Source organism: Streptococcus nakanonensis, from assembly GCF_059738785.1.
Window position 1 is genome coordinate 133190 of the sequence record NZ_AP027139.1, and the last position, 22068, is coordinate 155257.

A 22068-nucleotide genomic window follows, 5' to 3' on the forward strand; every position below is an offset into this window, starting at 1 on the left:
TACTGGTTTCTACATAAAACCTAAACTATTTGTGTTTTTGTTGATAAATTCAAAGGGGGATTTGATTTCCACCCCCCTTGAACAAATTTTTTATTCACCAAATTTTTGTTTGATTGTTTCTTTGATCAATGTTACAGCATCGTTAGCTGCTGTTTTAGCATCTTTCTTACCGCTTACAGCTTCAAACAACATTGTTTTAGCTGGGTCCCAAACTGCTGACATTTGAGAGATGTTTGGCATTGGTTGAGCGTTCTTGAATTGTTTGATAACAGCTGTTGTCAACTCATCGTTTTTACCTTCAGCGTATGAACGAGCTTCAGTGTTAGCTGGGATTTCGTTAGTCTTATCGTAGAAGGCTTTTTGTTGTTCAGTTGAAACAAGGAAGTCTACAAATTTTTGAGCAGCTTCAAGGTTCTTAGTGCTTGATGGGATGATCCAAGCTTTACCACCACCAAATGCTGCGTAGTCTTTTCCGTTTGGAAGAGTTGGGATAGTTGCAACACCGTAGTTTACTTTAGCGTCTTTGAAGGCTTGAGCTTTCCAAGGTCCATCGATGATAGCAGCTGTTTTACCTTCTTGGAATTGAGTTTGGATTAGGTTTCCAGCTCCTTCCGTATCTTGCATACCTTTAGGCCATTTTTCATACCAAGTTTTAGCGTATTCTACACCTTTGATAGCGCCGTCGTTTGCAAGACCGATGTCTTTAGCGTCTTTACCGTTTTGTCCGAATACGTAACCGCCGTTACCAGCAAGAAGTCCGTATGCAAAGTAGAAGTTTGTCCAGTCAGCTAGGAAAGCAGAAGTTTTTCCATCTTCTCCAGCGAATGCGTATTTGCTATCTTTAGCAAGGTTTTCCAAGTCAGCAAATGTTTTTGGAGCTTCTTTTACCAAGTCTTTGTTGTAGTACATAACAAGTGACTCGATAACGGCAGGAGCACCGTAAACTTTACCGTCAGCAGCTGTTACAAGAGATTTAGTTTTATCATCTGTTTTAGCACCGTCGCTCAATTTCACTTCTGAAAGTTGTCCGTCAGTACCAAGGCTACCTACACGGTCGTATGGAGCCATCATAACGTCAGGAGCTTGACCTGATTGGTTGTCAAGAGAAAGTTTGTCAAGCCCACCCATTTGGTCACCAGATTTGATGTTAACTGTTGTTCCTGATTGTTCTTTATAAGCTTTAGCTACTGTTTCAGCATAAGCTTTGTATTGGTCCTCAACGTAAAGAGTGATTTCTTTCGCTTCAGATGAACCAGAATCAGCAGGTTTATCAGCAGTTTTGCTTCCGCAAGCTACCAAAAGCAAGCTAGCAAGTGTAGCAGTTCCAAGCACAGCAGCGCTCTTCATGAATTTAGATGACATAGTGTATTCCTCCTAAAGAATAACAAGTTTTATTGACAAGAAAAACGCAAACGTTTTCCTTTATGAGCTTAGTATAGCACAAATAGAAAACGGTTGCAAGTGTTTTTGTTAAAAATTTTAAAAAAATTTTAAGCTTGATTTGATAGCATGATTTTACTTTTTATATAGAAGAAAAGTGTGAAATAGATAAGAATACAGTATTTTTAATAAAAAATAGATGGAATCTGTCTAAAGAGGGAAATCAGGAGGGGCTATTTCCTTGTTTCTAATCCCTATCTATTTTCTATAGACCTTTGTGCCTCCTACATATAAATTAAAGTTTTTTTAAGGAGGTTTTGCACTTTGTAGACTGTTTCATGAGAGTCAAACTTTAGGATTAGATAGTTTCAAGTTATCTTTGCTAAAATGAGTTAGTCTCCTTAAAAATAATCAAAAAAGTTTTTTTAAAAACGCTTGCAATTATGCTTGAAAAGGAGTATACTTATAAGTAGCGCAAACGTTTGCGTCTGTTAAAATACGCAACGTTCCATTATTTTAACACATGAGGTGCTATTATGAAAAAACGTCAAAGTGGTGTGTTGATGCACATCTCTTCTCTCCCAGGAGCTTACGGAATCGGATCATTTGGTCAAAGTGCTTACGACTTCGTTGATTTCTTGGTTCGTACAAAACAACGTTACTGGCAAATCCTTCCATTAGGAACAACTAGTTACGGGGATTCTCCTTACCAATCTTTCTCAGCCTTCGCAGGAAACACTCATTTTATCGATTTAGATATCTTGGTGGAGCAAGGTTTGTTGGAAGTAAGTGACCTTGAAGGAGTTGACTTTGGTAGCGATGCGTCTGAAGTTGACTATGCTAAGATTTACTATGCACGTCGTCCTCTTTTAGAAAAAGCGGTGAAACGTTTCTTTGAAGTCGGAGATGTTAAAGATTTTGAGAAATTTGCTCAAGACAACCAATCATGGCTTGAGCTCTTTGCTGAGTATATGGCTATCAAAGAGCATTTTGACAATCTTGCTTGGACAGAATGGCCAGATGCAGATGCTCGTGCTCGTAAAGCTTCAGCACTTGAAAGCTACCGTGAGCAATTAGCAGACAAGTTGGTTTACCACCGTGTGACGCAATACTTCTTCTTCCAACAATGGTTGAAATTGAAAGCTTACGCAAACGACAACCACATCGAAATCGTTGGGGACATGCCAATCTACGTAGCGGAAGATTCAAGCGATATGTGGGCAAATCCACATCTCTTCAAGACAGATGTCAATGGTAAGGCTACTTGCATCGCCGGATGCCCACCAGATGAATTTTCTGCAACTGGTCAGCTTTGGGGTAACCCAATCTATGACTGGGAAGCAATGGACAAAGACGGCTACAAATGGTGGATTGAACGCTTGCGTGAAAGCTTCAAAATCTACGACATCGTTCGTATCGACCACTTCCGTGGTTTCGAATCTTACTGGGAAATCCCTGCTGGTTCTGATACAGCAGCACCTGGTGAGTGGGTGAAAGGTCCTGGCTACAAGCTTTTTGCAGCCGTTAAGGAAGAACTTGGTGAGCTAAACATCATTGCAGAAGACCTTGGTTTCATGACAGACGAAGTTATCGAATTACGTGAACGTACTGGCTTCCCAGGAATGAAGATTCTTCAATTTGCCTTCAACCCAGAAGACGAAAGCATCGATAGCCCACACTTGGCACCTGCTAACTCTGTTATGTACACAGGAACACACGATAACAATACGGTCCTTGGTTGGTACCGTAATGAGATCGACGATCCAACTCGTGAATACATGGCTCGCTACACGAACCGTAAAGAGTATGAAACAGTTCCACACGCTATGCTTCGCACAGTCTTTTCATCAGTTAGCTTCATGGCAATTGCAACTATGCAAGATTTGCTAGAATTGGATGAGACAGCTCGTATGAACTTCCCATCTACCCTTGGTGGAAACTGGTCTTGGCGTATGACTGAGGAACAATTGACACCAGCTGTCGAGGAAGGTTTGCTTGACTTGACAACAATCTATCGCCGAATCAATGAAAATTTGGTAGAATTAAAGAAATAATACAATATCAGGAGACACCTTAAACATGTTATCACTACAAGAATTTGTACAAAATCGTTACAATAAAACCATTGCAGAATGTAGCAATGAAGAGCTTTACCTTGCTCTTCTTAACTACAGCAAGCTTGCAAGTAGCCAAAAACCAGTTAACACTGGTAAAAAGAAAGTTTACTATATCTCAGCTGAGTTCTTGATTGGTAAACTCTTGTCAAACAACTTGATCAACCTTGGTCTTTACGACGATGTCAAAAAAGAACTTGCTGCTGCAGGTAAAGACTTGATCGAAGTTGAAGAAGTTGAATTAGAACCATCTCTTGGTAATGGTGGTTTGGGACGTTTGGCTGCCTGCTTTATCGACTCAATTGCGACTCTTGGTTTGAATGGTGACGGTGTTGGTCTTAACTACCACTTTGGTCTTTTCCAACAAGTTCTTAAAAACAACCAACAAGAAACAATTCCAAATGCATGGTTGACAGAGCAAAACTGGTTGGTTCGCTCAAGCCGTAGCTACCAAGTACCATTTGCAGACTTTACTTTGACATCAACTCTTTATGATATTGATGTTCCTGGTTACAAGACAGAAACGAAGAACCGCTTGCGTTTGTTTGACTTGGATTCAGTTGATTCTTCTATTATTAAAGACGGTATCAGCTTTGACAAGACAGATATCGCTCGCAACTTGACTCTCTTCCTTTACCCAGATGATAGTGACCGTCAAGGTGAATTGCTCCGTATCTTCCAACAATACTTCATGGTTTCAAACGGTGCGCAATTGATCATCGACGAAGCAATCGAAAAAGGAAGCAACTTGCATGACCTTGCTGACTACGCAGTTGTGCAAATCAACGATACTCACCCATCAATGGTGATTCCTGAATTGATCCGTCTTTTGACTGCACGTGGTATCGAGCTTGACGAAGCAATCTCAATCGTTCGTAGTATGACTGCTTATACTAACCACACAATTCTTGCAGAAGCCCTTGAAAAATGGCCTCTTGAATTCTTGCAAGAAGTGGTTCCTCACTTGGTACCAATCATCGAAGAATTGGACCGTCGCGTGAAAGCAGAATACAAAGATCCAGCTGTTCAAATTATCGATGAGAGCGAACGTGTTCACATGGCTCATATGGATATCCACTACGGATACAGCGTTAACGGGGTTGCGGCACTTCACACTGAAATCTTGAAGAACTCTGAGTTGAAAGCTTTCTACGACCTTTACCCAGAAAAATTCAACAATAAAACAAACGGTATCACTTTCCGTCGTTGGCTCATGCATGCTAACCCAAGATTGTCTCACTACTTGGATGAGATTCTTGGAGACGGTTGGCACCATGAAGCAGATGAGCTTGAAAAACTTTTGTCTTATGAAGACAAAGCAGCTGTCAAAGAAAAATTGGAAAGCATCAAGGCTCACAACAAACGTAAATTGGCTCGTCACTTGAAAGAACACCAAGGTGTGGAAATCAATCCAAACTCTATCTTTGATATCCAAATCAAACGTCTTCACGAGTACAAACGCCAACAAATGAACGCTTTGTACGTCATCCACAAATACCTTGACATCAAAGCTGGTAACATCCCTGCTCGCCCAATCACAATCTTCTTTGGTGGTAAAGCAGCTCCAGCCTACACAATCGCTCAAGACATCATCCACTTGATTCTTTGCATGTCAGAAGTTATTGCTAACGATCCAGCAGTAGCTCCACACTTGCAAGTAGTTATGGTTGAAAACTACAACGTTACTGCAGCAAGCTTCCTTATCCCAGCATGTGACATCTCAGAACAAATCTCACTTGCTTCTAAAGAAGCTTCAGGTACTGGTAACATGAAATTCATGTTGAACGGAGCTTTGACTCTTGGTACTATGGACGGAGCTAACGTGGAAATCGCTGAGTTGGTTGGTGATGAAAACATCTACATCTTTGGTGAAGATTCAGAAACTGTTATCGACCTTTACGCAAAAGCAGCTTACAAATCAAGTGAATTCTACGCTCGTAAAGCTATCAAACCATTGGTTGACTTCATCGTTAGCGATGCAGTTCTTGCAGCTGGAAACAAAGAGCGTTTGGAACGTCTTTACAATGAATTGATCAACAAAGACTGGTTCATGACTCTTCTTGACTTGGAAGACTACATCAAGGTTAAAGAGCAAATGTTGGCTGACTACGAAGACCGTGACGCATGGTTGGATAAAGTTATCGTTAACATTTCTAAAGCAGGATTCTTCTCATCTGACCGTACAATCGCTCAGTACAACGAAGACATCTGGCACTTGAACTAAGATACAAATTTATACTAATACATTTTGTAAAAAAGCGAGTTTCGATTGAAATTCGCTTTTTTAATGATGTAGATTTGAGTCAATCTTGTCTTAAAAAAATAGAAATCCTAGATATAGTGAAGGCTTTAAATGCTGGTTTTTACTGTCTTCAACCTCAGTTGTTTACCTCATATTTCTTGTATTCGCTTACATAAAGTGTTATAATATGATTATAGGAAGGAAGGTGTTTTTATGTGGAAAAAATATTTTTCAAAATATAAATGGACTGATTTATTTTGGATTGTATTTGTTATTTTGACCTGCCTCTATATTGGTAACCATGATTTGTTTCCTCTCAATCATCAAGAATTCTCTTTTCGTGGTAGCGTTTGGGGTCTGGTACTGGCCTTATATCACTTATTGTTCATTGATAAGTTTGTAATTTCGAATCGAAAATAAAGATTAGAACTATGCTTGACCGCCTACTTTTATGATTGATTTTGGAGGAAGATTTTGTCTCTATTATTTATTATTTTAAATTTGTTTATCTTGTACAAGATCTATTATTTGAGGCGGGAAAAATCGAAATACTTGATTTATACGGACTATATCATATTTGGGGTAAATGTACTATATGGTATTCAATGGTTATTAAAAGAACTGGTTTCAAAGATTTCCACTTAATGTGTATAGAAACTCCAGTGATTTTTGCATAACAAAACGCATAAGATTAAGGTTTTTGAGTACTGACCCCAAAAAGTTGGACAAATAATTATTGCAAGGATTTAGTTCTGTATTGCACAGGACTGAGTCCTTTTAGTTTTACTTTAATTCGTTTGTTATTGTAATAATCAATATAGTTTACAATAGCTTGTTCCAATTGCTTAAGCGACTGAAATGACTTCTCATAACTGTAAAACATTTCCGATTTCAGAATCCCAAAGAAGGACTCCATCATGCCGTTGTCTGGGCTGTTACCTTTACGTGACATGGATGCTTGAATTCCCTTACTCTCTAGGAACCAATGATAAGAATCATGTTGGTATTGCCAGCCTTGGTCACTGTGGAGAATCGTATTCTCGTAGTGCTTCTCTGTGAAAGCCTGTTCCAACATCGTTTTTACTTGTTCTAAATTAGGCGAACAAGAAAGATTAAAAGCAATAATTTCGCTGTTAAAGCCATCTAAAACTGGTGATAAGTAAAGCTTTTGAGTACTTGCTGGAATGGCAAATTCTGTCACATCTGTGTAGCACTTTTCCATTGTTTTAGAGCCTTCAAATTGACGTTGAATGAGATTCTCTGCCTTCTTGCTAACGTCTCCTTTATGAGAAGAATATTTTCGTTTCTGTCGCATTTTAGCTTGTAAATTGAGTACTTTCATCAAGCGTTGAACTCTTTTATGATTTACCAGATAACCACGATTTCTTAGTTCTAAATGAATTCGACGATAATCATAATTTCCCTTATGTTCGATAAAAATGGGTTGAATTTCAGCTTTAAGCTCTTGGTCCTTATCTGGTTTGTCTAGCTGTTTCAAGTGATAGTAGTAGGTCGAACGAGCTAGTTTAATGGCTTTTAGAAGAATATCTAACGAAAAATCAGTCATTAGTTCTTGAACAATTTCTGTCTTTCTTCTTTCTCTTTTTCCTCCTTCAATCGGAGTTCTCTTAACTTTTTTAGGATGGCATTCTCCACTCTCAGGTACTCATTTTCTGCTTGAAGGCGTTCTAACTCTGTCATCTCTTCGGGTTTCTTCTTTGGTTTACGTCCCATTTTAGATGGTCTCCCTTTTGTTTTCTCAACAATAGTATACCCGTTTTTCTTGTATTGCGCTAGCCAATTAAGAAGTATCGTACGACTTGGGAGGCCGTATTCAAGAGAAACTCTATCTTTAGTCCAGCCTTCATGTAAGACTTTATGAATCATTTCTTGTTTTAAATCAGGAGAATAGTAACGATTTTTTCCTTTTTTGACGAACTCTATTCCATAACGATCAATCAATTTAATCATGTACCTAATATTAGAATTGTTTATCCCAAATTTATTTGAAAGCTTCTCTAAGCTATATCCTTGTTTTCTAAGTTCATAGAATAAGTTAATTTCATAATAAAAATACCCCAAAAGTTAGATTTTTTCTGTCTAACTTTTGGGGTGCAGTTCAAAATTACCGTTTTTTGTTTGAATTCTATTACTATTAACTACCTATTATTACTAATATTATTACCAACAGTACTAATATTAGTACTAATTACCCTGAGGCCATCGTTTGTAAATTGACCCAAAACGTCAAATCCGTCATAAATTCCTTTATAAATAAAGAGTCCTAAAATTATAGATGAAATAATAATACTTGCACAAATAAAATATGTATGTTTTTTTTCATTCATAATATCGATTATCTCCTAAGTTAGTATAGACTAATAGTTGTATAGACTAATAGTTCCGTTTTGATTAAATGGGACTCTATAATAAGATTTGCCTGATATAGTACCTCCAAATGTAAATCCAGCTCCTAACAACTCTGCTTTAACTGAAGCTGAACCACTACTTTCTATAACTGCTGTTAAAGTGCCATTATAAGCATACTTTATTTTTGTTGTAGGGAATCCATTTGTAGACCAAACATCAATAGTTTTGTCTTCAATAGATGTGTTTGTAATAGAATTTGTTATTCCTAAGTAATAACCGTGAATTGAGTTAATCTGACGGAAAGAACCCTCATTATATAGCTCAATATTTACGCTTAATTGAACTGTAGTTCTAGCAAATGTTGCACTTCTTTTTAATGTGTGTGAAGTAACTGTAGATCGAGAGAGATCTGGAATAAATTCAATAGTTTCAACAACCTTTCCAGTATCACTATCAATAACAGTTGCAACTTCGTTGAATCCTGATTTCGAATATACTACTTCTGGATTAGGGATATTATAATCCTCAACAGTAAATTGCAGTTCGTTGAATTTTATAACAAGGTCATTAGTGGTATCGGCGTTTACAGAAATAGGCAAATAAAACAATGCTAAACAACTAAATAATAGAGTAATTAGTATTTTTTTCATGATAATGATCACCTACCATTCTTTCATAACTAAGTTGGATATTAAGGGTTGATAATTATAGTTTGTACATTGGAATCATCTGCTTTCTTATAGGAATATTAATTGAATAAGGCAATTTCTTTTTATTTGTATTCGCTTACATTTTATCATATAATGTTATTGTAGTCAAGAAAAATGTGCTATTATGTTAAAAAATATTTTTCAAAATATAAATGGACTGATTTATTTTGGATACTATTTGTTATTTTGACATGCCTCTTGACGGGTAATAATACTCTTTTCCCCCTTACCCATCAAGAAATCTCTTATCATGGGTGCTTATTGGGAATTACACTTGCCTTATATCACTTGCTATTTATTGATAAGTTTGTTATCTCGAATCGAAAATAAAGATTAGGGCTATGCTTAACTGTGTACTTTTAGAATTTATTTTGGAGGGAAGATTTTGTCTCTATTATTTATTATTTTAAATTTGTTTATCTTGTACAAGATCTATTCTTTGAGGCGGGAGAAATCGAAATACTTGATTTATACGGTCTATATCATATTTGGGATAAATGTACTATATGGTATTCAATGGTTATTAAAAGAATTGGTTTCAACTATTTCCCCTTAATGTGTATGGAAACTATAACAAAACGCATAAGATTAAGGTTTTTGAGTACCTGTTCTTATGCGTTTTTGTAATATTGAAGATTTTCGGTAAGTTTTATACCTTTGGGAAGTCTAGTTTAGAATGCTCTCCCAACCAAAATCTCTGCTTCAATGGTAATCTCTGTCAGTTGGCTCCAGTCAATCTTGCTCTGGTCAACGTGAAAGAGGAGAGGGGTCATGCTGAGTAGGGCTTGAAGTTGCTCTGTTGTGATAGTCTTAGTCAGAGAGGCCGTTTGGTTAGATAGGATGGTAAAGTTTTCTTGGAAATGTTCCTTAATGTCTTGATTAGAATAATCCTTGTTTGTCAGCTGGTCCTGTACTCTTTGACGGATTTCTTTGAGGTGATTTTCAGTTGGAATAACCTTTATCAAGATACCGTCTTTGGATAAAACGCGACGAAATTCTTCATAGTTGGCAGGTGAGAAGATATCAAGCAGGATATCCATGCTAGCGTCTTTTATAGGAAGTCGTGCCAAGTCACCAACGAACCAGTTGACTGCCCAGTTTGGTTCACTCTTGGCAGCGATTTGGACGGAATCTTTGGAAATATCAAAGGCATAGAAGGTTTTGTCAGGATGACTTTCTTGGAGTTTTCGAGAGTAGAAACCTTCGCCACAACCAATATCCAAGATTGTTGTGGCAGTTTTTGAGCTTGCAAGCAAGTCAGATACAGCCTCTAAGATAGCTTGGTAAAAGCCGGCTTCTAGGATTTGTTGCCGGTTTTGAAAGTTTTCCTTGTCGTAGTTGGCAGATTGCTTGATTTGAGGTGCCAGATTGACATAGCCAAATTTAGCCAAGTCAAAAGAATGGCAGTTGTAGCACTTGAAACTAGTCTCTAGCAGAGTCAGATTTTCTTGACAGATAGGACAGGCAAAGGCAGTCGCAGAAGCAAAACGCTGAAGTTTGGGTTTGAGATTTGTATTCATAGTTTAAGTGTATCAAAAGAGGCAAATGAAAGCAACTTTAGGAATAAGTAGATGGGAGATTCAGTAGAAATAAAACTAATTCTCCAATTTATAGAATAAAATTGCTTTTATATCTAAATTGCTATATAATAATATCTAGGAGGAAATAAGTATGTTAAAAGAAGTATTAACCGTTGCAAAAGTTGCGAAAAAATCATCACTCTTTTTGGGTGGTGTCGCATTTGGTACCCTTGGTTTGAAAATCTTGGCAAGTAAGGAAGCTAAAAAAGGTTATTCTAAAGCTTTGGCTAAGGCTTACAAGTTGAAAGACGGGCTAGATGCATCTGTTTCTGTTGTGAAGCAACATGGAGACGATGTCTTGCAAGATGCCAAATATTTGTATGAGCAAGAGAAAAAAGAAGAGCAATTAGATAGCCTTATAGGAGAATAATATGTCTTTTAAAGTGCTACATAGAGGATACCAACATATCCGACTATCATCTTCTTTTTCACTCACCTTGGATATTCAAGACTATCTTCGTTCCTTGGCGAGAGATGAAAAGGGGATTGAGTCTATCCAGTTTTACATGGATCAACAGCACTTTACTCTACGTATAAAAGAAGGCTTTTCTGTATTAGATAATGCAGAAGCCTTTTTAAAAAGAATTGATAAAGGGAATGTTTCTGAGTTGATGACTCTTCCCATTCGTAGAGAAGAGAGTGCTTATTCTATAGTTTCAGGTGCAGCGATTAAGCGTATACTTTTTCGTAGTTTTGTGCCGTATCCTATTCGCTATATATGGACTTGTTATCAGGCTTTTGGTTATATTAGAGAAGCCTATCAAACACTAGCGCGTAAGGAACTAACGATGGAGGTTTTGGACTGTTCGGCGATTTTATTGTCCTTATTTATGAACCAATCCAAGACAGCTAGCAATATCATGTTTATGCTTGATTTGGGGAATCATTTAGATCAGTGGTCCTTGAAAAAAACGGCAACAGATTTAGAACAAAGCCTTCTTGCAAAAGAGAGCGATGTATTTCTAGTACAGGGGGATACGGTCGTTAGTATCAAGAGTTCCGATGTTCAAATAGGAGATGTCTTGGTCCTATCTCAAGGAAATGAAATTCTGTTTGATGGACAAGTAGTTTCAGGTTTAGGTATGGTCAACGAAAGCTCCTTGACGGGAGAGAGTTTTCCAGTTGAAAAAAGAGAGTCTGATTTGGTTTGTGCAAATACAGTATTAGAAACTGGAGAATTGCGCATTCGTGTAACCGATAATCAGATGAACAGCCGGATTTTACAGCTGATTGAGTTGATGAAGAAATCTGAAGAAAACAAGAAAACGAAACAACGCTATTTCATCAAGATGGCGGACAAGGTCGTCAAATATAATTTCTTGGGGGCTGGGCTGACTTACCTATTAACAGGTTCTTTTTCGAAGGCTATTTCTTTCCTATTGGTCGATTTCTCCTGCGCTTTGAAAATCTCTACTCCTGTAGCTTATTTGACAGCTATCAAGGAGGGATTGAACCGTGAAATGGTGATTAAGGATGGGGATGTTCTGGAGAAATATCTGGAAGTTGATACTTTCTTGTTTGATAAGACGGGAACAATCACAACTAGCTATCCGATAGTTGAAAAGGTGTTACCTTTTGGGGACTATAGTGAGGAAGATATTCTCAGAATCAGTGCCTGTCTTGAGGAACACATTTATCATCCTATTGCTAATGCCATCGTCAAGCAAGCCGAGATAGAGGGAATTGAACATGAGGAAATGCATGGGAAACTCCAATATATTGCAAGTAAGGGAATTAAGTCCCATATCGATGGTCAACCAGTTCTTATTGGGAATTATGTCTTGATGCAGGATGAGCAGATTCATATCAGTTCAGAACAAAATGCTTTAATTGAAGAGTATAAGAGTCACTACAATCTCTTATTCTTGGCTTATCAGAATGAATTGATTGGAATGTTCTGTATTCATACTCCTTTGAGAAAAGAAGCAAAAGCGGCCTTGGAGAAACTTAAGGCACAAGGGAAAAAATTGATTCTGGCAACAGGGGACACCTTGGTTAGAACAAAGGAATTAGTCAAAGATTTGCCCTTTGATCAGGTCTATACAGACTTGAAACCTGATGGGAAATTTGAGTTAGTAGAGGAACTGCAGAAAGCAGGTCACACTATTTTGATGGTTGGGGATGGCTTGAATGACTCAGCTGCTCTAACCCTATCAGATATCGGTGTGGTGATGAATGAGAGTGCAGATATTTCTAAGCAGATGAGCGATATCTTATTGTTAGATAATCGCTTGGATTTCTTCCAAGAGTTGGATTCGCTATCATCATCTTTGCAAACACTCATCAAGAAGAATATTCAAGATACCGTTGTCGTAAATAGTAGTTTGATTGGCTTTGGCTTGTTTAATTGGCTCAGTCCTTCAAATCTCTCTATCTTACATAATCTAACAACCTTACGTATTGTACTGCGTAGCCTGTCTATTAAAAATAGATAGATGAGAGTTATTAACAACAAAAAGGAGTTACCTTTCTTGAGGTTAACTCCTTTATTTATAGATCAATATTGAACAGTTTAGTAAGTCAATACAAAGTATTTTTTCTTCCCACGACGGATAACAGTCAGTTCGTTCTCTAACTTATCTGCGTCACTCAAGACATAGTCAAGGTCTTGGATGCGGTCGCCGTTGACGTAGATAGCTCCGTTTTGGACGTCTTCACGGGCTTGGCGTTTTGAGTTAACCACACCAGATGCCACGAGGAGTTCCACGATATTGTGGTTTTCATCTGCTTGTACTTGGTAGTTTGGTACACCCCGAAGTCCTTGTTTGAGCTCTTTGACAGAAAGGTTTTTGATGTTTCCTGCAAAGAGTTGCTCAGTGATGTTGAGGGCTTCTTTGTAAGCTTCTTCTCCGTGAACAAGTGTGACGACTTCACGAGCCAATACTTTTTGAGCCAAGCGTTCGTGTGGAGCTGCTTCAAATTGTTTACGAATGTCTTCAATCTCATCAAGTGACAAGAAAGTAAAGATTTTCAAAAAGCGAACAGCGTCTGCGTCCATAACGTTCATCCAGAATTGGTACATTTCGTATGGAGAAGTCTTTTCAGGATTGAGCCAGACTGCGTTTCCTTCTGATTTACCAAATTTCTTACCAGTTGCATCTGTGATCAGTGGAACAGTTATAACGTGGCCAGTCTTGTCAGCTTTACGACGAAGCAATTCAGTACCAGCTGTCATATTTCCCCACTGGTCAGAACCACCAATTTGAAGCGTTACGTTGTGGTCTTGGTTAAGAACGAAGAAGTCGTAACCTTGCATGATTTGGTAAGCAAACTCAGTGTATGAAATCCCTGTTTCAATCCGTTTTTTAACAGACTCCTTGCTCATCATGTAGTTGACAGTGAAGTATTTTCCAATATCACGGAGGAAGTCAATGAAGCTGATGCTGCCAAACCAGTCGTAGTTGTTGACCATGACAGCTTTATTTTCGCCATTTTCAAAGTCAAGAAAACGAGAAAGTTGTCCTTGGATAGACTTGACCCAGCCCTCTACTGTGTCTTTTGTTTGGAGACTACGTTCAGTATCTTTGAAGGACGGATCTCCGATGAGACCTGTAGCACCGCCAACGAGCGCATAAGGTTTGTGACCTGCTAGCTGCAAGCGACGACTTGTCAAGATTGCGACAAGGTGGCCTAGGTGAAGGCTGTCAGCAGTTGGATCGTAGCCAGTATAATAAGAAACTTGACCTTCTTCTAGGGCTTTACGCAAAGCTTCTTCATCAGTCGTTTGAAAAATCAAACCACGCTCTTTTAGCTCATCAAAAATGTGCATGTGTCTTTTCTCCTTTTTAAAAATATTGTTTCTACCTATTGTATCACAAACTTGGGCAATAGCCTAGCAGAATAGGGAAGAAAGTGGCTATTTTATTGAAAGTTTCCCTTTTGTGGTATAATAAATAGAGTGAGGAAATCCATGCAAAATCAATTAAATGAATTAAAACGAAAAATGCTGGAATTTTTCCAGCAAAAACCAAAAAATAAAAAATCAGCTAGGCCAGGCAAGAAAGGTTCAAGTGCCGAAAAATCCAAATCTTTAGATAGGCCAGCCATTTTTCCAGCTATTTTACTGAGTATAAAGGCTATTTTTAATCTACTCTTTATTCTTGGTTTTCTAGGAGGAATGTTGGGAGCTGGGATTGCTTTGGGGTACGGAGTAGCCTTGTTTGACAAGGTTCGGGTGCCTCAAACAGAAGAATTGGTACATCAGGTCAAAGACATCTCTTCTATTTCAGAGATTACCTATGCGGATGGGACGGTGATTGCTTCCATAGAGAGTGATTTGTTGCGTACTTCTATCTCATCTGAGCAAATTTCGGAAAATCTGAAGAAGGCTATTATTGCGACGGAAGACGAACACTTTAAAGAACATAAGGGTGTAGTGCCCAAGGCGGTGATTCGTGCGACCTTGGGGAAATTTGTAGGTTTGGGTTCCTCTAGTGGGGGTTCAACCTTGACCCAGCAACTGATTAAACAGCAGGTGGTTGGAGATGCGCCTACCTTGGCTCGTAAGGCGACAGAGATTGTGGATGCTCTTGCCTTGGAACGCGCCATGAATAAAGATGAGATTTTAACGACCTATCTCAATGTGGCTCCCTTTGGCCGAAATAATAAGGGACAGAATATTGCAGGGGCTCAGCAGGCAGCTGAGGGGATTTTCGGTGTAGATGCAAGTCAGTTGACGGTTCCTCAAGCAGCATTTTTAGCAGGACTTCCACAGAGTCCCATTACCTATTCTCCTTATGAAAATACTGGAGAGTTGAAGAGTGATGAAGACTTAGAAATAGGCTTGAGACGGGCTAAGGCAGTTCTTTACAGTATGTATCGTACAGGTGCCTTAAGCAAAGACGAGTATTCTCAATATAAGGATTACAATCTTAAACAGGACTTTCTCCCTTCAGCTACAGTCATAGGTGTGTCACGAGGCTATTTATACTTTACAGCCTTGGCAGAAGCTCAAGAACGTATGTATGACTATCTAACTCAGAGAGACAATGTCTCCGCTAAGGAGTTGAAAAATGAGGCAACTCAGAAGTTTTATCGCGATTTGGCATCCAAGGAAATTGAAAATGGTGGTTATAAAATTACTACTACCATAGACCAGAAAATTCATTCTGCTATGCAAAGTGCGGTTGCTGACTATGGCTATCTTTTAGACGATGGAACAGGTCGTGTAGAAGTAGGGAATGTCCTGATGGACAACCAAACAGGTGCTATTCTAGGCTTTGTAGGTGGTCGTAATTATCAAGAAAATCAAAACAATCATGCCTTTGATACCAAGCGCTCACCAGCTTCTACTACCAAGCCTTTGCTGGCCTACGGTATTGCTATTGACCAGGGCTTGATGGGAAGCGAAACGATTCTATCTAACTATCCAACAAACTTTGCCAATGGCAATCCGATTATGTATGCTAATAGCAAGGGAACAGGAATGATGACCTTGGGAGAAGCTCTGAACTATTCATGGAATATCCCTGCTTACTGGACCTATCGTATGCTTCGTGAAAAGGGTGTTGATGTCAAAGGTTATATGGAAAAGATGGGTTACGAGATTCCTGAGTACGGTATTGAGAGCCTGCCAATGGGTGGTGGTATTGAAGTCACAGTTGCCCAGCATACCAATGGCTATCAGACCCTAGCTAATAACGGGGTTTATCATCAGAAGCATGTGATTTCAAAGATTGAAGCAGCAGATGGTAGAGTGGTGTATGAGTATCAGGATAAACCGGTTCAAGTCTATTCAAAAGCTACTGCGACAATTATGCAGGGCTTGCTGCGAGAAGTTCTATCCTCTCGTGTGACAACAACCTTCAAGACGAATCTGACTGCTTTAAATCCTAATCTGGCTAATGCAGATTGGATTGGGAAGACTGGTACAACCAACCAAGACGAAAATATGTGGCTCATGCTTTCGACACCTAGATTAACTCTGGGTGGCTGGATTGGGCATGATGATAATCATTCACTGTCACGTAGAGCAGGTTATTCCAATAACTCTAATTACATGGCTCATCTGGTAAATGCGATTCAGCAAGCCTCCCCAAGCATTTGGGGGAACGAGCGCTTCGCCTTAGATCCTAGTGTCGTAAAATCCGAAGTCTTGAAATCAACAGGTCAAAAACCAGGGAAGGTTTCTGTTGAAGGAAAAGAGGTAGATGTTACAGGTTCGACTGTTACCAGCTATTGGGCTAATAAGGCAGGAGCTCCTACGACCAGTTATCGCTTTGCTATTGGCGGAAGTGATGCGGATTATCAGAATGCTTGGTCTAGTATTGTGGGGAGTCTACCAACTCCATCAAGCTCCAGCAGTTCAAGTAGTTCAAGTAGTAGTTCTAGCGATAGCAGTAACTCAAGTGCTACACGACCTTCTTCTTCAAGGACGAGACGATAAGTTCTATAAACTGTGCTAAATGAAGTGGCTAATCAATGGATTGCCACTTTTTTCTTTTTCCCTTTCGTGTTACAATAAAGGTATGAATCAGTATCAGAAAAAGATTGTTAAAGGGACCATTTATTCGCTTCTATCCGGCTTAATCTGGGGAATCTGTGGAATTTTAGGAGAGTATTTCTTTACTCATTATCAGGTGTCTTCGGGCTGGATTACCTCTATGCGTTTAACACTGGCAGGGAGTCTGGTGCTCATTTGGTCTGCGATGCAATTAAAATCGCAAGTGTTTGATATTTGGCGAGATAAGAAAAATTACCTGCCCTTTTTGGCCTATGCTATTTTGGGGATTTTTTCAGTCCAGTATTTTTTCTACCTCTGCGTAGAATACTCAAATGCAGCGACAGCGACTATTTTACAGTTTATAAGTCCTGTCTTTATCCTCTTTTACAATCGCTTGGTTTATCAAAAACGAGCGTCAAAAAGTGCTATTTTCTATGTTTTGATTGCCATGTTGGGTGTTTGCCTGATGGCGACAAAGGGCGATCTCTCTCAATTATCCATGACACCACTAGCCCTTGTGACGGGTTTGCTGAGTGCCATGGGTGTTATGTTTAATGTTATCTTACCCCAACCTTTCGCGAAGCGTTATGGTTTTGTACCCACGGTTGGGTGGGGGATGATTTTGGCAGGTTTGTTTAGCAATGTCCTTTCGCCGGTTTACCAGCTTTCCTTTACTCTGGATATTTGGAGTATCTTGATTTGCCTCATTATCGCTTTTTTCGGGACGGCTTTTGCCTTTTTCATTTCCATGAAGGCAGTGTCCTTGGTTTCTCCTTTGGTGGTTTCTGTTATCAGTGCCAGTGAACCTCTCTCTTCTGCTCTCTTGAGTGTTTTGTTCTTAGGATTGGTAGTGGATTGGTCCCTTCTTCTAGCGATGGCCTTGATTATTTTACCCATGATATTTTTGTCTATAGAAGAAGCGAAAGAAAGTAGATAAAAGTCTTTTCTTAATTCTAAAAGTGTGCTATACTAGAATAGTCAATAAAACACGGGGAGATAGTTGTGAAGAGTGTTTTTAGGTTGTATCGGTAGGGGCTTGCTTTTACCGACAGCACGTTTTATCTCACATCCCTAAAAAATCATACCTAAAAACAGACAAAAAGGCTTCAAATTTGAGGCCTTTTTTGGTAGAATAGTTATCATTATAAAGAATGAGAGGCCTTTTATGACTGCTACAAAAATGAATGCTCAAGAAATTATTCAATTTATCGCCAATGCTGAAAAGAAAACCAGTGTGAAAGTAACCTTTGAAGGACAACTCGCAACTGCTGTACCTGGATCTATTGTTAAACTAGGAAATGTCCTATTTGGAGACTGGAAGGACGTTGCTCCGCTTCTCGAAGGTTTGGTAGAAAATCAAGACTATGTTGTTGAGCAAGATGCTCGTAATTCAGCAGTTCCTCTGCTAGATAAACGTGCTATCAACGCTCGTATCGAGCCAGGTGCTATTATCCGTGATCAGGTTGAAATTGGTGACAATGCTGTTATCATGATGGGAGCCGTTATCAATATCGGTGCTGAAATCGGTGCAGGAACCATGATTGACATGGGGGCTATCCTTGGTGGCCGTGCTATCGTTGGGAAAAACAGTCACGTTGGTGCAGGTGCCGTTCTTGCAGGTGTGATTGAGCCAGCTAGCGCTGAACCAGTCCGTGTTGGAGACAATGTTCTTATCGGCGCTAATGCAGTGGTTATCGAAGGAGTCCAAATTGGTAGTGGTTCAGTTGTGGCAGCGGGAGCTATTGTTACCCAAGATGTCCCAGAAAACGTGGTGGTAGCAGGTGTTCCAGCTCGCATTATCAAAGAGATTGATGCCCAAACCCAACAAAAAACAGCGCTAGAGGATGCGCTTCGTACCTTATAATTGTAAAAGTAATAAAGAGGCGGAACCCTTTTTCCAGCCTCTTTCTGCTATATAGGAGGACAGATAGATGTTAGATTTGATTCAGACTAGACGAGATTTGCACCAGATTCCAGAGATTGGCTTGGAGGAGTTCAAGACTCAGGATTATTTGCTGGATGTGATTGAGAAATTGACTGCGGGCAAGGATTTTGTCCAAGTTCGAACTTGGCGGACAGGTATTTTGGTTTATTTGCAGGGAAGTCAGCCAGAGCGTACTATTGGTTGGAGAACAGATATTGATGGTCTGCCTATCGTTGAACAAACAGGCCTTCCTTTCGCTTCCCAGCACCAAGGTCGTATGCATGCTTGTGGACATGATTTCCACATGACCATTGCCTTGGGCTGTTTAGAGCGCGCCCTTGAGGAGCAACCAAAGAACAATCTGCTCTTTCTGTTTCAGCCTGCTGAAGAAAATGAAGCTGGTGGCATGCTCATGTATGAGGATGGCGCTTTTGGAGACTGGTTGCCAGATCAGTTTTATGGCCTCCATGTTCGACCAGATTTGAAGGTTGGTCAGATTGCGACCAATACACACACTCTCTTTGCAGGGACTTGTGAGGTGAAAATCCGTTTCAAAGGCAAAGGGGGACACGCAGCCTTTCCGCATGAAGCCAATGACGCTTTGGTGGCGGCTAGTTACTTTGTGACTCAGGTGCAGTCAGTTGTCAGCCGCAATGTCAACCCAATCGAGGGAGCAGTGGTGACCTTTGGTCTTTTCCAAGCCGGAACCACCAACAATGTTATCACAGACACAGCCTTTTTGCATGGAACTATTCGGGCCTTGACTCAGGACATGAGTCTCTTGGTACAAAAGAGGGTCAAAACAGTTGCAGAAGGGGTTGCAGCTGCCTTTGATATGGAAGTCGAAGTGGAACTCAAACAAGGTGGATACCTACCTGTTGAGAACCATCCAGCCTTGGCGCGTGAACTAATGGACTTTTTTGAAGAGAAAGACGGAATCGAGTTGATTGATATCGAGCCTGCTATGACAGGTGAAGACTTTGGTTATCTCCTTTCAAAAGTTGATGGCGTTATGTTCTGGCTAGGTATTGATAGTCCCTACGCCCTTCATCATCCTCAGATGAGTCCTAAGGAAGAAGCATTAGCCATTGGGGTAGATGCGGTCTCTAGTTTCCTGAAAAAGAAGGCAGCAGAGTAGAGGAATTGTCTATGAAAGCAGAATTACGCAAGCAAGTCTTGCAAGAAATGAAGGCTATATCTCAAGAGCAAAAACAGTTTATAGATAAAACTTTAACCGAGCGACTTTTACAGCACCCCTTTTACCAAGAAGCCAAGGTCATCGCAACCTACCTCTCTTTTCCTCATGAGTTTCAAACGCAGGAACTGATTGAGCAGGCGCTGAAGGATGGCAAGAAGGTTCTGATACCCAAAACCTATCCCAAGGGGCGCATGGACTTTGTGGTCTATGATCCGCAACAATTGGTAAAAACTTCCTTTGGCTTACTGGAACCACAGGGAGATTTGGAAGTAGTGGATGCCTCTCAGATTGATTTGATTCATGTTCCGGGCTTGGTTTTTACGACGGAAGGATATCGGATTGGATACGGTGGAGGTTATTATGATCGCTATCTGAAACATTTTTCTGGTCATACTTTTAGTACGATCTATCCTTGTCAAATTCAGGACTTTATCCCTGAAAAGCATGATATTCCTGTTGAGGAGGTACTGATTGATGAAAGAAATCTTTGATAGACGTTACCCTGTGACGAGTTTCTTCCTCTTAGTGACGGCCTTGGTGTTTCTACTAATGTTGGTGACTACAGGTGGAAACTTTGACAGGGCGGATACATTATTTCGATTTGGAGCTATGTATGGGCCTGCTATTCGGCTCTTTCCCGAGCAGATTTGGCGACTCTTTTCGGCTATTTTTGTTCATATTGGTTGGGAGCATTTCATTGTTAATATGCTTTCACTCTATTATCTTGGTAGGCAAGTAGAGGAAATTTTCGGATCCAAGAAGTTTTTCTTCCTCTATCTTTTATCAGGAATGATGGGCAATCTCTTTGTTTTTGTATTTAGTCCCAAATCCTTAGCAGCAGGAGCCTCGACTTCTCTCTATGGGCTATTTGCTGCGATTATTGTTCTTCGCTATGCAACGCGTAATCCTTATATCCAGCAGTTGGGCCAATCCTATCTGACACTTTTTATGGTTAACATTATTGGAAGTGTTCTGATTCCAGGAATCAGTCTAGCAGGTCATATCGGTGGTGCAGTTGGTGGCGCATTTCTAGCAGTTATCTTTCCAGTTCGAGGCGAAAGACGGATGTATAGCGCTAGTCAGAGACTGGTAGCGGTAGTCTTGTTCGTAGGACTCGCAGTCTTGCTTCTCTACAGGGGAATGGGATGAAAATTTATGTAATGAAAAAAGATAAGGCATTTTTTGAACCTTATCTTTTTATGTTATTCCTTCTCAGCCAATTCTTTTCCAAGTTGGATGAGGTAATTTTTCAAGGCATCTTTGACTTGTGGGTGCTTGAGGGCGTAGTCAATAGATGTTTTCATAAATCCAAACTTATCCCCAACGTCGTAACGAGCTCCTGTAAATTCACGGGCAAAAACACGCTGTGTTTTATTGAGCGTATCTATAGCATCGGTAAGCTGGATTTCATTTCCAGCACCAGGAGCTTGCTTTTCGAGGATATCAAAAATTTCTGGTGTCAGAAGATAGCGACCGATAATTGCTAAATCACTTGGTGCATCTTCGGGAGCTGGTTTTTCAACGAAAGTTTCAACGCTATAGAGACCATTAATCCCTTCACCTTGAGGAGCGATAACTCCATATGATGAAACGTCTTCGTGTGGTACGGGCATGACAGCAATGGTTGATGCGTGTGTCTTTTCGTAATCATTCATCAGTTGTTTTGTCAAAGGAACGGCATTCTCATTTGTGATGTCCATAAGGTCATCACCCAGCATAACAACGAAAGGCTCATTCCCTACAAAAGCTTTGGCTTGTAGGACAGCGTCTCCAAGACCACGAGGGTGAGTTTGGCGAATGAAATGGAGGCGCATACCAGTTGCTTCATCTACCAATTTTAACAAATCTGTTTTGCCTTTTTCCTTAAGATTGTATTCAAGCTCAAAGTTCGAGTCAAAGTGGTCCTCAATAGAACGTTTTGATTTACCAGTGACAACCAGAATATCTTCAATACCTGATTTGAGAGCCTCTTCCACGATGAACTGGATAGTTGGTTTGTCCACAATTGGCAACATTTCTTTAGCAAGTGCTTTGGTTGCTGGTAAAAATCGAGTTCCTAGTCCAGCGGCAGGAATGACTGCTTTTCTAACTTTCAGTGCCATAAGAAT

General features: G+C 39.8%; 18 protein-coding genes. 12 read left to right on the top strand and 6 right to left on the bottom strand.

Annotated features, from left to right (window positions below; all coding sequences use genetic code 11):
* Positions 1-90: 90 nt before the first annotated feature.
* Positions 91-1362 (bottom strand): extracellular solute-binding protein, encoded by a 1272-nt coding sequence (locus tag AC6I9F_RS00715; RefSeq protein ID WP_000095466.1) that lies wholly within the window; start codon positions 1360-1362, stop codon positions 91-93.
* A 554-nt stretch (positions 1363-1916) separates the two neighbouring features.
* On the opposite strand from AC6I9F_RS00715, the gene malQ reads away from it, so the two are divergent.
* From malQ to AC6I9F_RS00730, 3 genes are all read left to right on the top strand, one after another.
* Positions 1917-3434, top strand: a complete 1518-nt coding sequence (gene malQ / locus AC6I9F_RS00720) for a 4-alpha-glucanotransferase (protein ID WP_173253540.1) — start codon at positions 1917-1919, stop codon at positions 3432-3434.
* Positions 3435-3459: 25 nt separating this feature from the next.
* Positions 3460-5718, top strand: coding sequence for a glycogen/starch/alpha-glucan family phosphorylase (gene glgP / locus AC6I9F_RS00725; protein ID WP_498022190.1), 2259 nt, complete (start codon positions 3460-3462; stop codon positions 5716-5718).
* 231 nt (positions 5719-5949) lie between these two features.
* Positions 5950-6156 carry a hypothetical protein gene (locus AC6I9F_RS00730; RefSeq protein ID WP_498022192.1) on the top strand — a complete coding sequence of 69 codons (207 nt, stop codon included), beginning with the start codon at positions 5950-5952 and terminating at the stop codon, positions 6154-6156.
* A gap of 313 nt (positions 6157-6469) precedes the next feature.
* Here AC6I9F_RS00730 and AC6I9F_RS00735 read toward each other — a convergent pair.
* Both AC6I9F_RS00735 and AC6I9F_RS00740 read right to left on the bottom strand, forming a co-directional pair.
* Positions 6470-7818, bottom strand: a protein-coding gene (locus AC6I9F_RS00735) for an IS3 family transposase (protein ID WP_498022194.1) whose coding sequence is annotated in 2 segments (ribosomal slippage) — positions 6470-7368 and positions 7368-7818 — 1350 coding nt in all. Because the reading frame shifts where the segments join, the coding sequence is not laid out codon by codon here.
* Positions 7819-8114: 296 nt separating this feature from the next.
* Positions 8115-8756 carry a hypothetical protein gene (locus tag AC6I9F_RS00740; RefSeq protein WP_173226915.1) on the bottom strand — a complete coding sequence of 214 codons (642 nt, stop codon included), beginning with the start codon at positions 8754-8756 and terminating at the stop codon, positions 8115-8117.
* Between the two features lie 174 nt (positions 8757-8930).
* Between AC6I9F_RS00740 and AC6I9F_RS00745 the strand changes: the two genes are divergently transcribed.
* On the top strand, positions 8931-9146 hold the full coding sequence (locus AC6I9F_RS00745; RefSeq protein ID WP_049534906.1) for a hypothetical protein: 216 nt from the start codon (positions 8931-8933) through the stop codon (positions 9144-9146).
* A 341-nt stretch (positions 9147-9487) separates the two neighbouring features.
* On the opposite strand, the gene AC6I9F_RS00750 is transcribed toward AC6I9F_RS00745, so the two are convergent.
* The gene (locus AC6I9F_RS00750; RefSeq protein WP_498022196.1) at positions 9488-10336 is read right to left on the bottom strand and encodes a methyltransferase domain-containing protein; all 849 of its coding nucleotides are present in this window, start codon (positions 10334-10336) and stop codon (positions 9488-9490) included.
* A 151-nt stretch (positions 10337-10487) separates the two neighbouring features.
* On the opposite strand from AC6I9F_RS00750, the gene AC6I9F_RS00755 reads away from it, so the two are divergent.
* Together AC6I9F_RS00755 and AC6I9F_RS00760 are read left to right on the top strand one after the other, a co-directional pair.
* Positions 10488-10766 carry a DUF6110 family protein gene (locus AC6I9F_RS00755; RefSeq protein WP_000910910.1) on the top strand — a complete coding sequence of 93 codons (279 nt, stop codon included), beginning with the start codon at positions 10488-10490 and terminating at the stop codon, positions 10764-10766.
* Between the two features lies 1 nt (position 10767).
* Positions 10768-12831 carry a heavy metal translocating P-type ATPase gene (locus AC6I9F_RS00760; protein WP_498022198.1) on the top strand — a complete coding sequence of 688 codons (2064 nt, stop codon included), beginning with the start codon at positions 10768-10770 and terminating at the stop codon, positions 12829-12831.
* Positions 12832-12908: 77 nt separating this feature from the next.
* On the opposite strand, the gene tyrS is transcribed toward AC6I9F_RS00760, so the two are convergent.
* Positions 12909-14165, bottom strand: a complete 1257-nt coding sequence (gene tyrS / locus AC6I9F_RS00765; protein ID WP_498022200.1) for a tyrosine--tRNA ligase — start codon at positions 14163-14165, stop codon at positions 12909-12911.
* 141 nt (positions 14166-14306) lie between these two features.
* Between tyrS and pbp1b the strand changes: the two genes are divergently transcribed.
* The 6 genes from pbp1b to AC6I9F_RS00795 all read left to right on the top strand — a co-directional run bounded on the left by pbp1b (position 14307) and on the right by AC6I9F_RS00795 (position 21109).
* A complete protein-coding gene (gene pbp1b, locus AC6I9F_RS00770) occupies positions 14307-16781 on the top strand; it encodes a penicillin-binding protein PBP1B (RefSeq protein ID WP_498022202.1) in 2475 nt (824 codons plus the stop codon).
* 82 nt (positions 16782-16863) lie between these two features.
* The gene (locus AC6I9F_RS00775; protein ID WP_498022204.1) at positions 16864-17775 is read left to right on the top strand and encodes a DMT family transporter; all 912 of its coding nucleotides are present in this window, start codon (positions 16864-16866) and stop codon (positions 17773-17775) included.
* 228 nt (positions 17776-18003) lie between these two features.
* Positions 18004-18702, top strand: a complete 699-nt coding sequence (gene dapD / locus AC6I9F_RS00780; protein WP_218764653.1) for a 2,3,4,5-tetrahydropyridine-2,6-dicarboxylate N-acetyltransferase — start codon at positions 18004-18006, stop codon at positions 18700-18702.
* Positions 18703-18769: 67 nt separating this feature from the next.
* Positions 18770-19900 (top strand): N-acetyldiaminopimelate deacetylase, encoded by a 1131-nt coding sequence (locus AC6I9F_RS00785; RefSeq protein ID WP_498022206.1) that lies wholly within the window; start codon positions 18770-18772, stop codon positions 19898-19900.
* An 11-nt stretch (positions 19901-19911) separates the two neighbouring features.
* Positions 19912-20451: a 5-formyltetrahydrofolate cyclo-ligase gene (locus AC6I9F_RS00790; RefSeq protein WP_498022208.1), complete on the top strand. Its 540-nt coding sequence runs from the start codon at positions 19912-19914 to the stop codon at positions 20449-20451.
* Complete coding sequence (locus AC6I9F_RS00795) at positions 20435-21109, top strand: rhomboid family intramembrane serine protease (RefSeq protein ID WP_498022210.1); 675 nt, start codon at positions 20435-20437, stop codon at positions 21107-21109. Before AC6I9F_RS00790 ends, AC6I9F_RS00795 begins: the two co-directional genes overlap by 17 nt.
* A 53-nt stretch (positions 21110-21162) precedes the next feature.
* Here AC6I9F_RS00795 and galU read toward each other — a convergent pair whose 3' ends face one another.
* Positions 21163-22062: a UTP--glucose-1-phosphate uridylyltransferase GalU gene (galU, locus tag AC6I9F_RS00800; protein ID WP_498022212.1), complete on the bottom strand. Its 900-nt coding sequence runs from the start codon at positions 22060-22062 to the stop codon at positions 21163-21165.
* Positions 22063-22068: the final 6 nt, after the last annotated feature.

What these genes read in the sequence shown, in the direction of transcription:
- AC6I9F_RS00785 (WP_498022206.1), top strand. Translation starts at nt 18,770, where the DNA reads ATGTTAGATTTGATTCAGACTAGACGAGATTTGCACCAGATTCCAGAG.
- glgP (WP_498022190.1), top strand. Translation starts at nt 3,460, where the DNA reads ATGTTATCACTACAAGAATTTGTACAAAATCGTTACAATAAAACCATT.
- AC6I9F_RS00715 (WP_000095466.1), bottom strand. Translation starts at nt 1,362, where the DNA reads ATGTCATCTAAATTCATGAAGAGCGCTGCTGTGCTTGGAACTGCTACA.
- AC6I9F_RS00760 (WP_498022198.1), top strand. Translation starts at nt 10,768, where the DNA reads ATGTCTTTTAAAGTGCTACATAGAGGATACCAACATATCCGACTATCA.
- AC6I9F_RS00795 (WP_498022210.1), top strand. Translation starts at nt 20,435, where the DNA reads ATGAAAGAAATCTTTGATAGACGTTACCCTGTGACGAGTTTCTTCCTC.
- AC6I9F_RS00730 (WP_498022192.1), top strand. Translation starts at nt 5,950, where the DNA reads ATGTGGAAAAAATATTTTTCAAAATATAAATGGACTGATTTATTTTGG.
- AC6I9F_RS00740 (WP_173226915.1), bottom strand. Translation starts at nt 8,756, where the DNA reads ATGAAAAAAATACTAATTACTCTATTATTTAGTTGTTTAGCATTGTTT.
- pbp1b (WP_498022202.1), top strand. Translation starts at nt 14,307, where the DNA reads ATGCAAAATCAATTAAATGAATTAAAACGAAAAATGCTGGAATTTTTC.
- AC6I9F_RS00750 (WP_498022196.1), bottom strand. Translation starts at nt 10,336, where the DNA reads ATGAATACAAATCTCAAACCCAAACTTCAGCGTTTTGCTTCTGCGACT.
- AC6I9F_RS00755 (WP_000910910.1), top strand. Translation starts at nt 10,488, where the DNA reads ATGTTAAAAGAAGTATTAACCGTTGCAAAAGTTGCGAAAAAATCATCA.
- AC6I9F_RS00745 (WP_049534906.1), top strand. Translation starts at nt 8,931, where the DNA reads ATGTGCTATTATGTTAAAAAATATTTTTCAAAATATAAATGGACTGAT.
- tyrS (WP_498022200.1), bottom strand. Translation starts at nt 14,165, where the DNA reads ATGCACATTTTTGATGAGCTAAAAGAGCGTGGTTTGATTTTTCAAACG.
- malQ (WP_173253540.1), top strand. Translation starts at nt 1,917, where the DNA reads ATGAAAAAACGTCAAAGTGGTGTGTTGATGCACATCTCTTCTCTCCCA.
- dapD (WP_218764653.1), top strand. Translation starts at nt 18,004, where the DNA reads ATGACTGCTACAAAAATGAATGCTCAAGAAATTATTCAATTTATCGCC.
- AC6I9F_RS00790 (WP_498022208.1), top strand. Translation starts at nt 19,912, where the DNA reads ATGAAAGCAGAATTACGCAAGCAAGTCTTGCAAGAAATGAAGGCTATA.
- galU (WP_498022212.1), bottom strand. Translation starts at nt 22,062, where the DNA reads ATGGCACTGAAAGTTAGAAAAGCAGTCATTCCTGCCGCTGGACTAGGA.
- AC6I9F_RS00775 (WP_498022204.1), top strand. Translation starts at nt 16,864, where the DNA reads ATGAATCAGTATCAGAAAAAGATTGTTAAAGGGACCATTTATTCGCTT.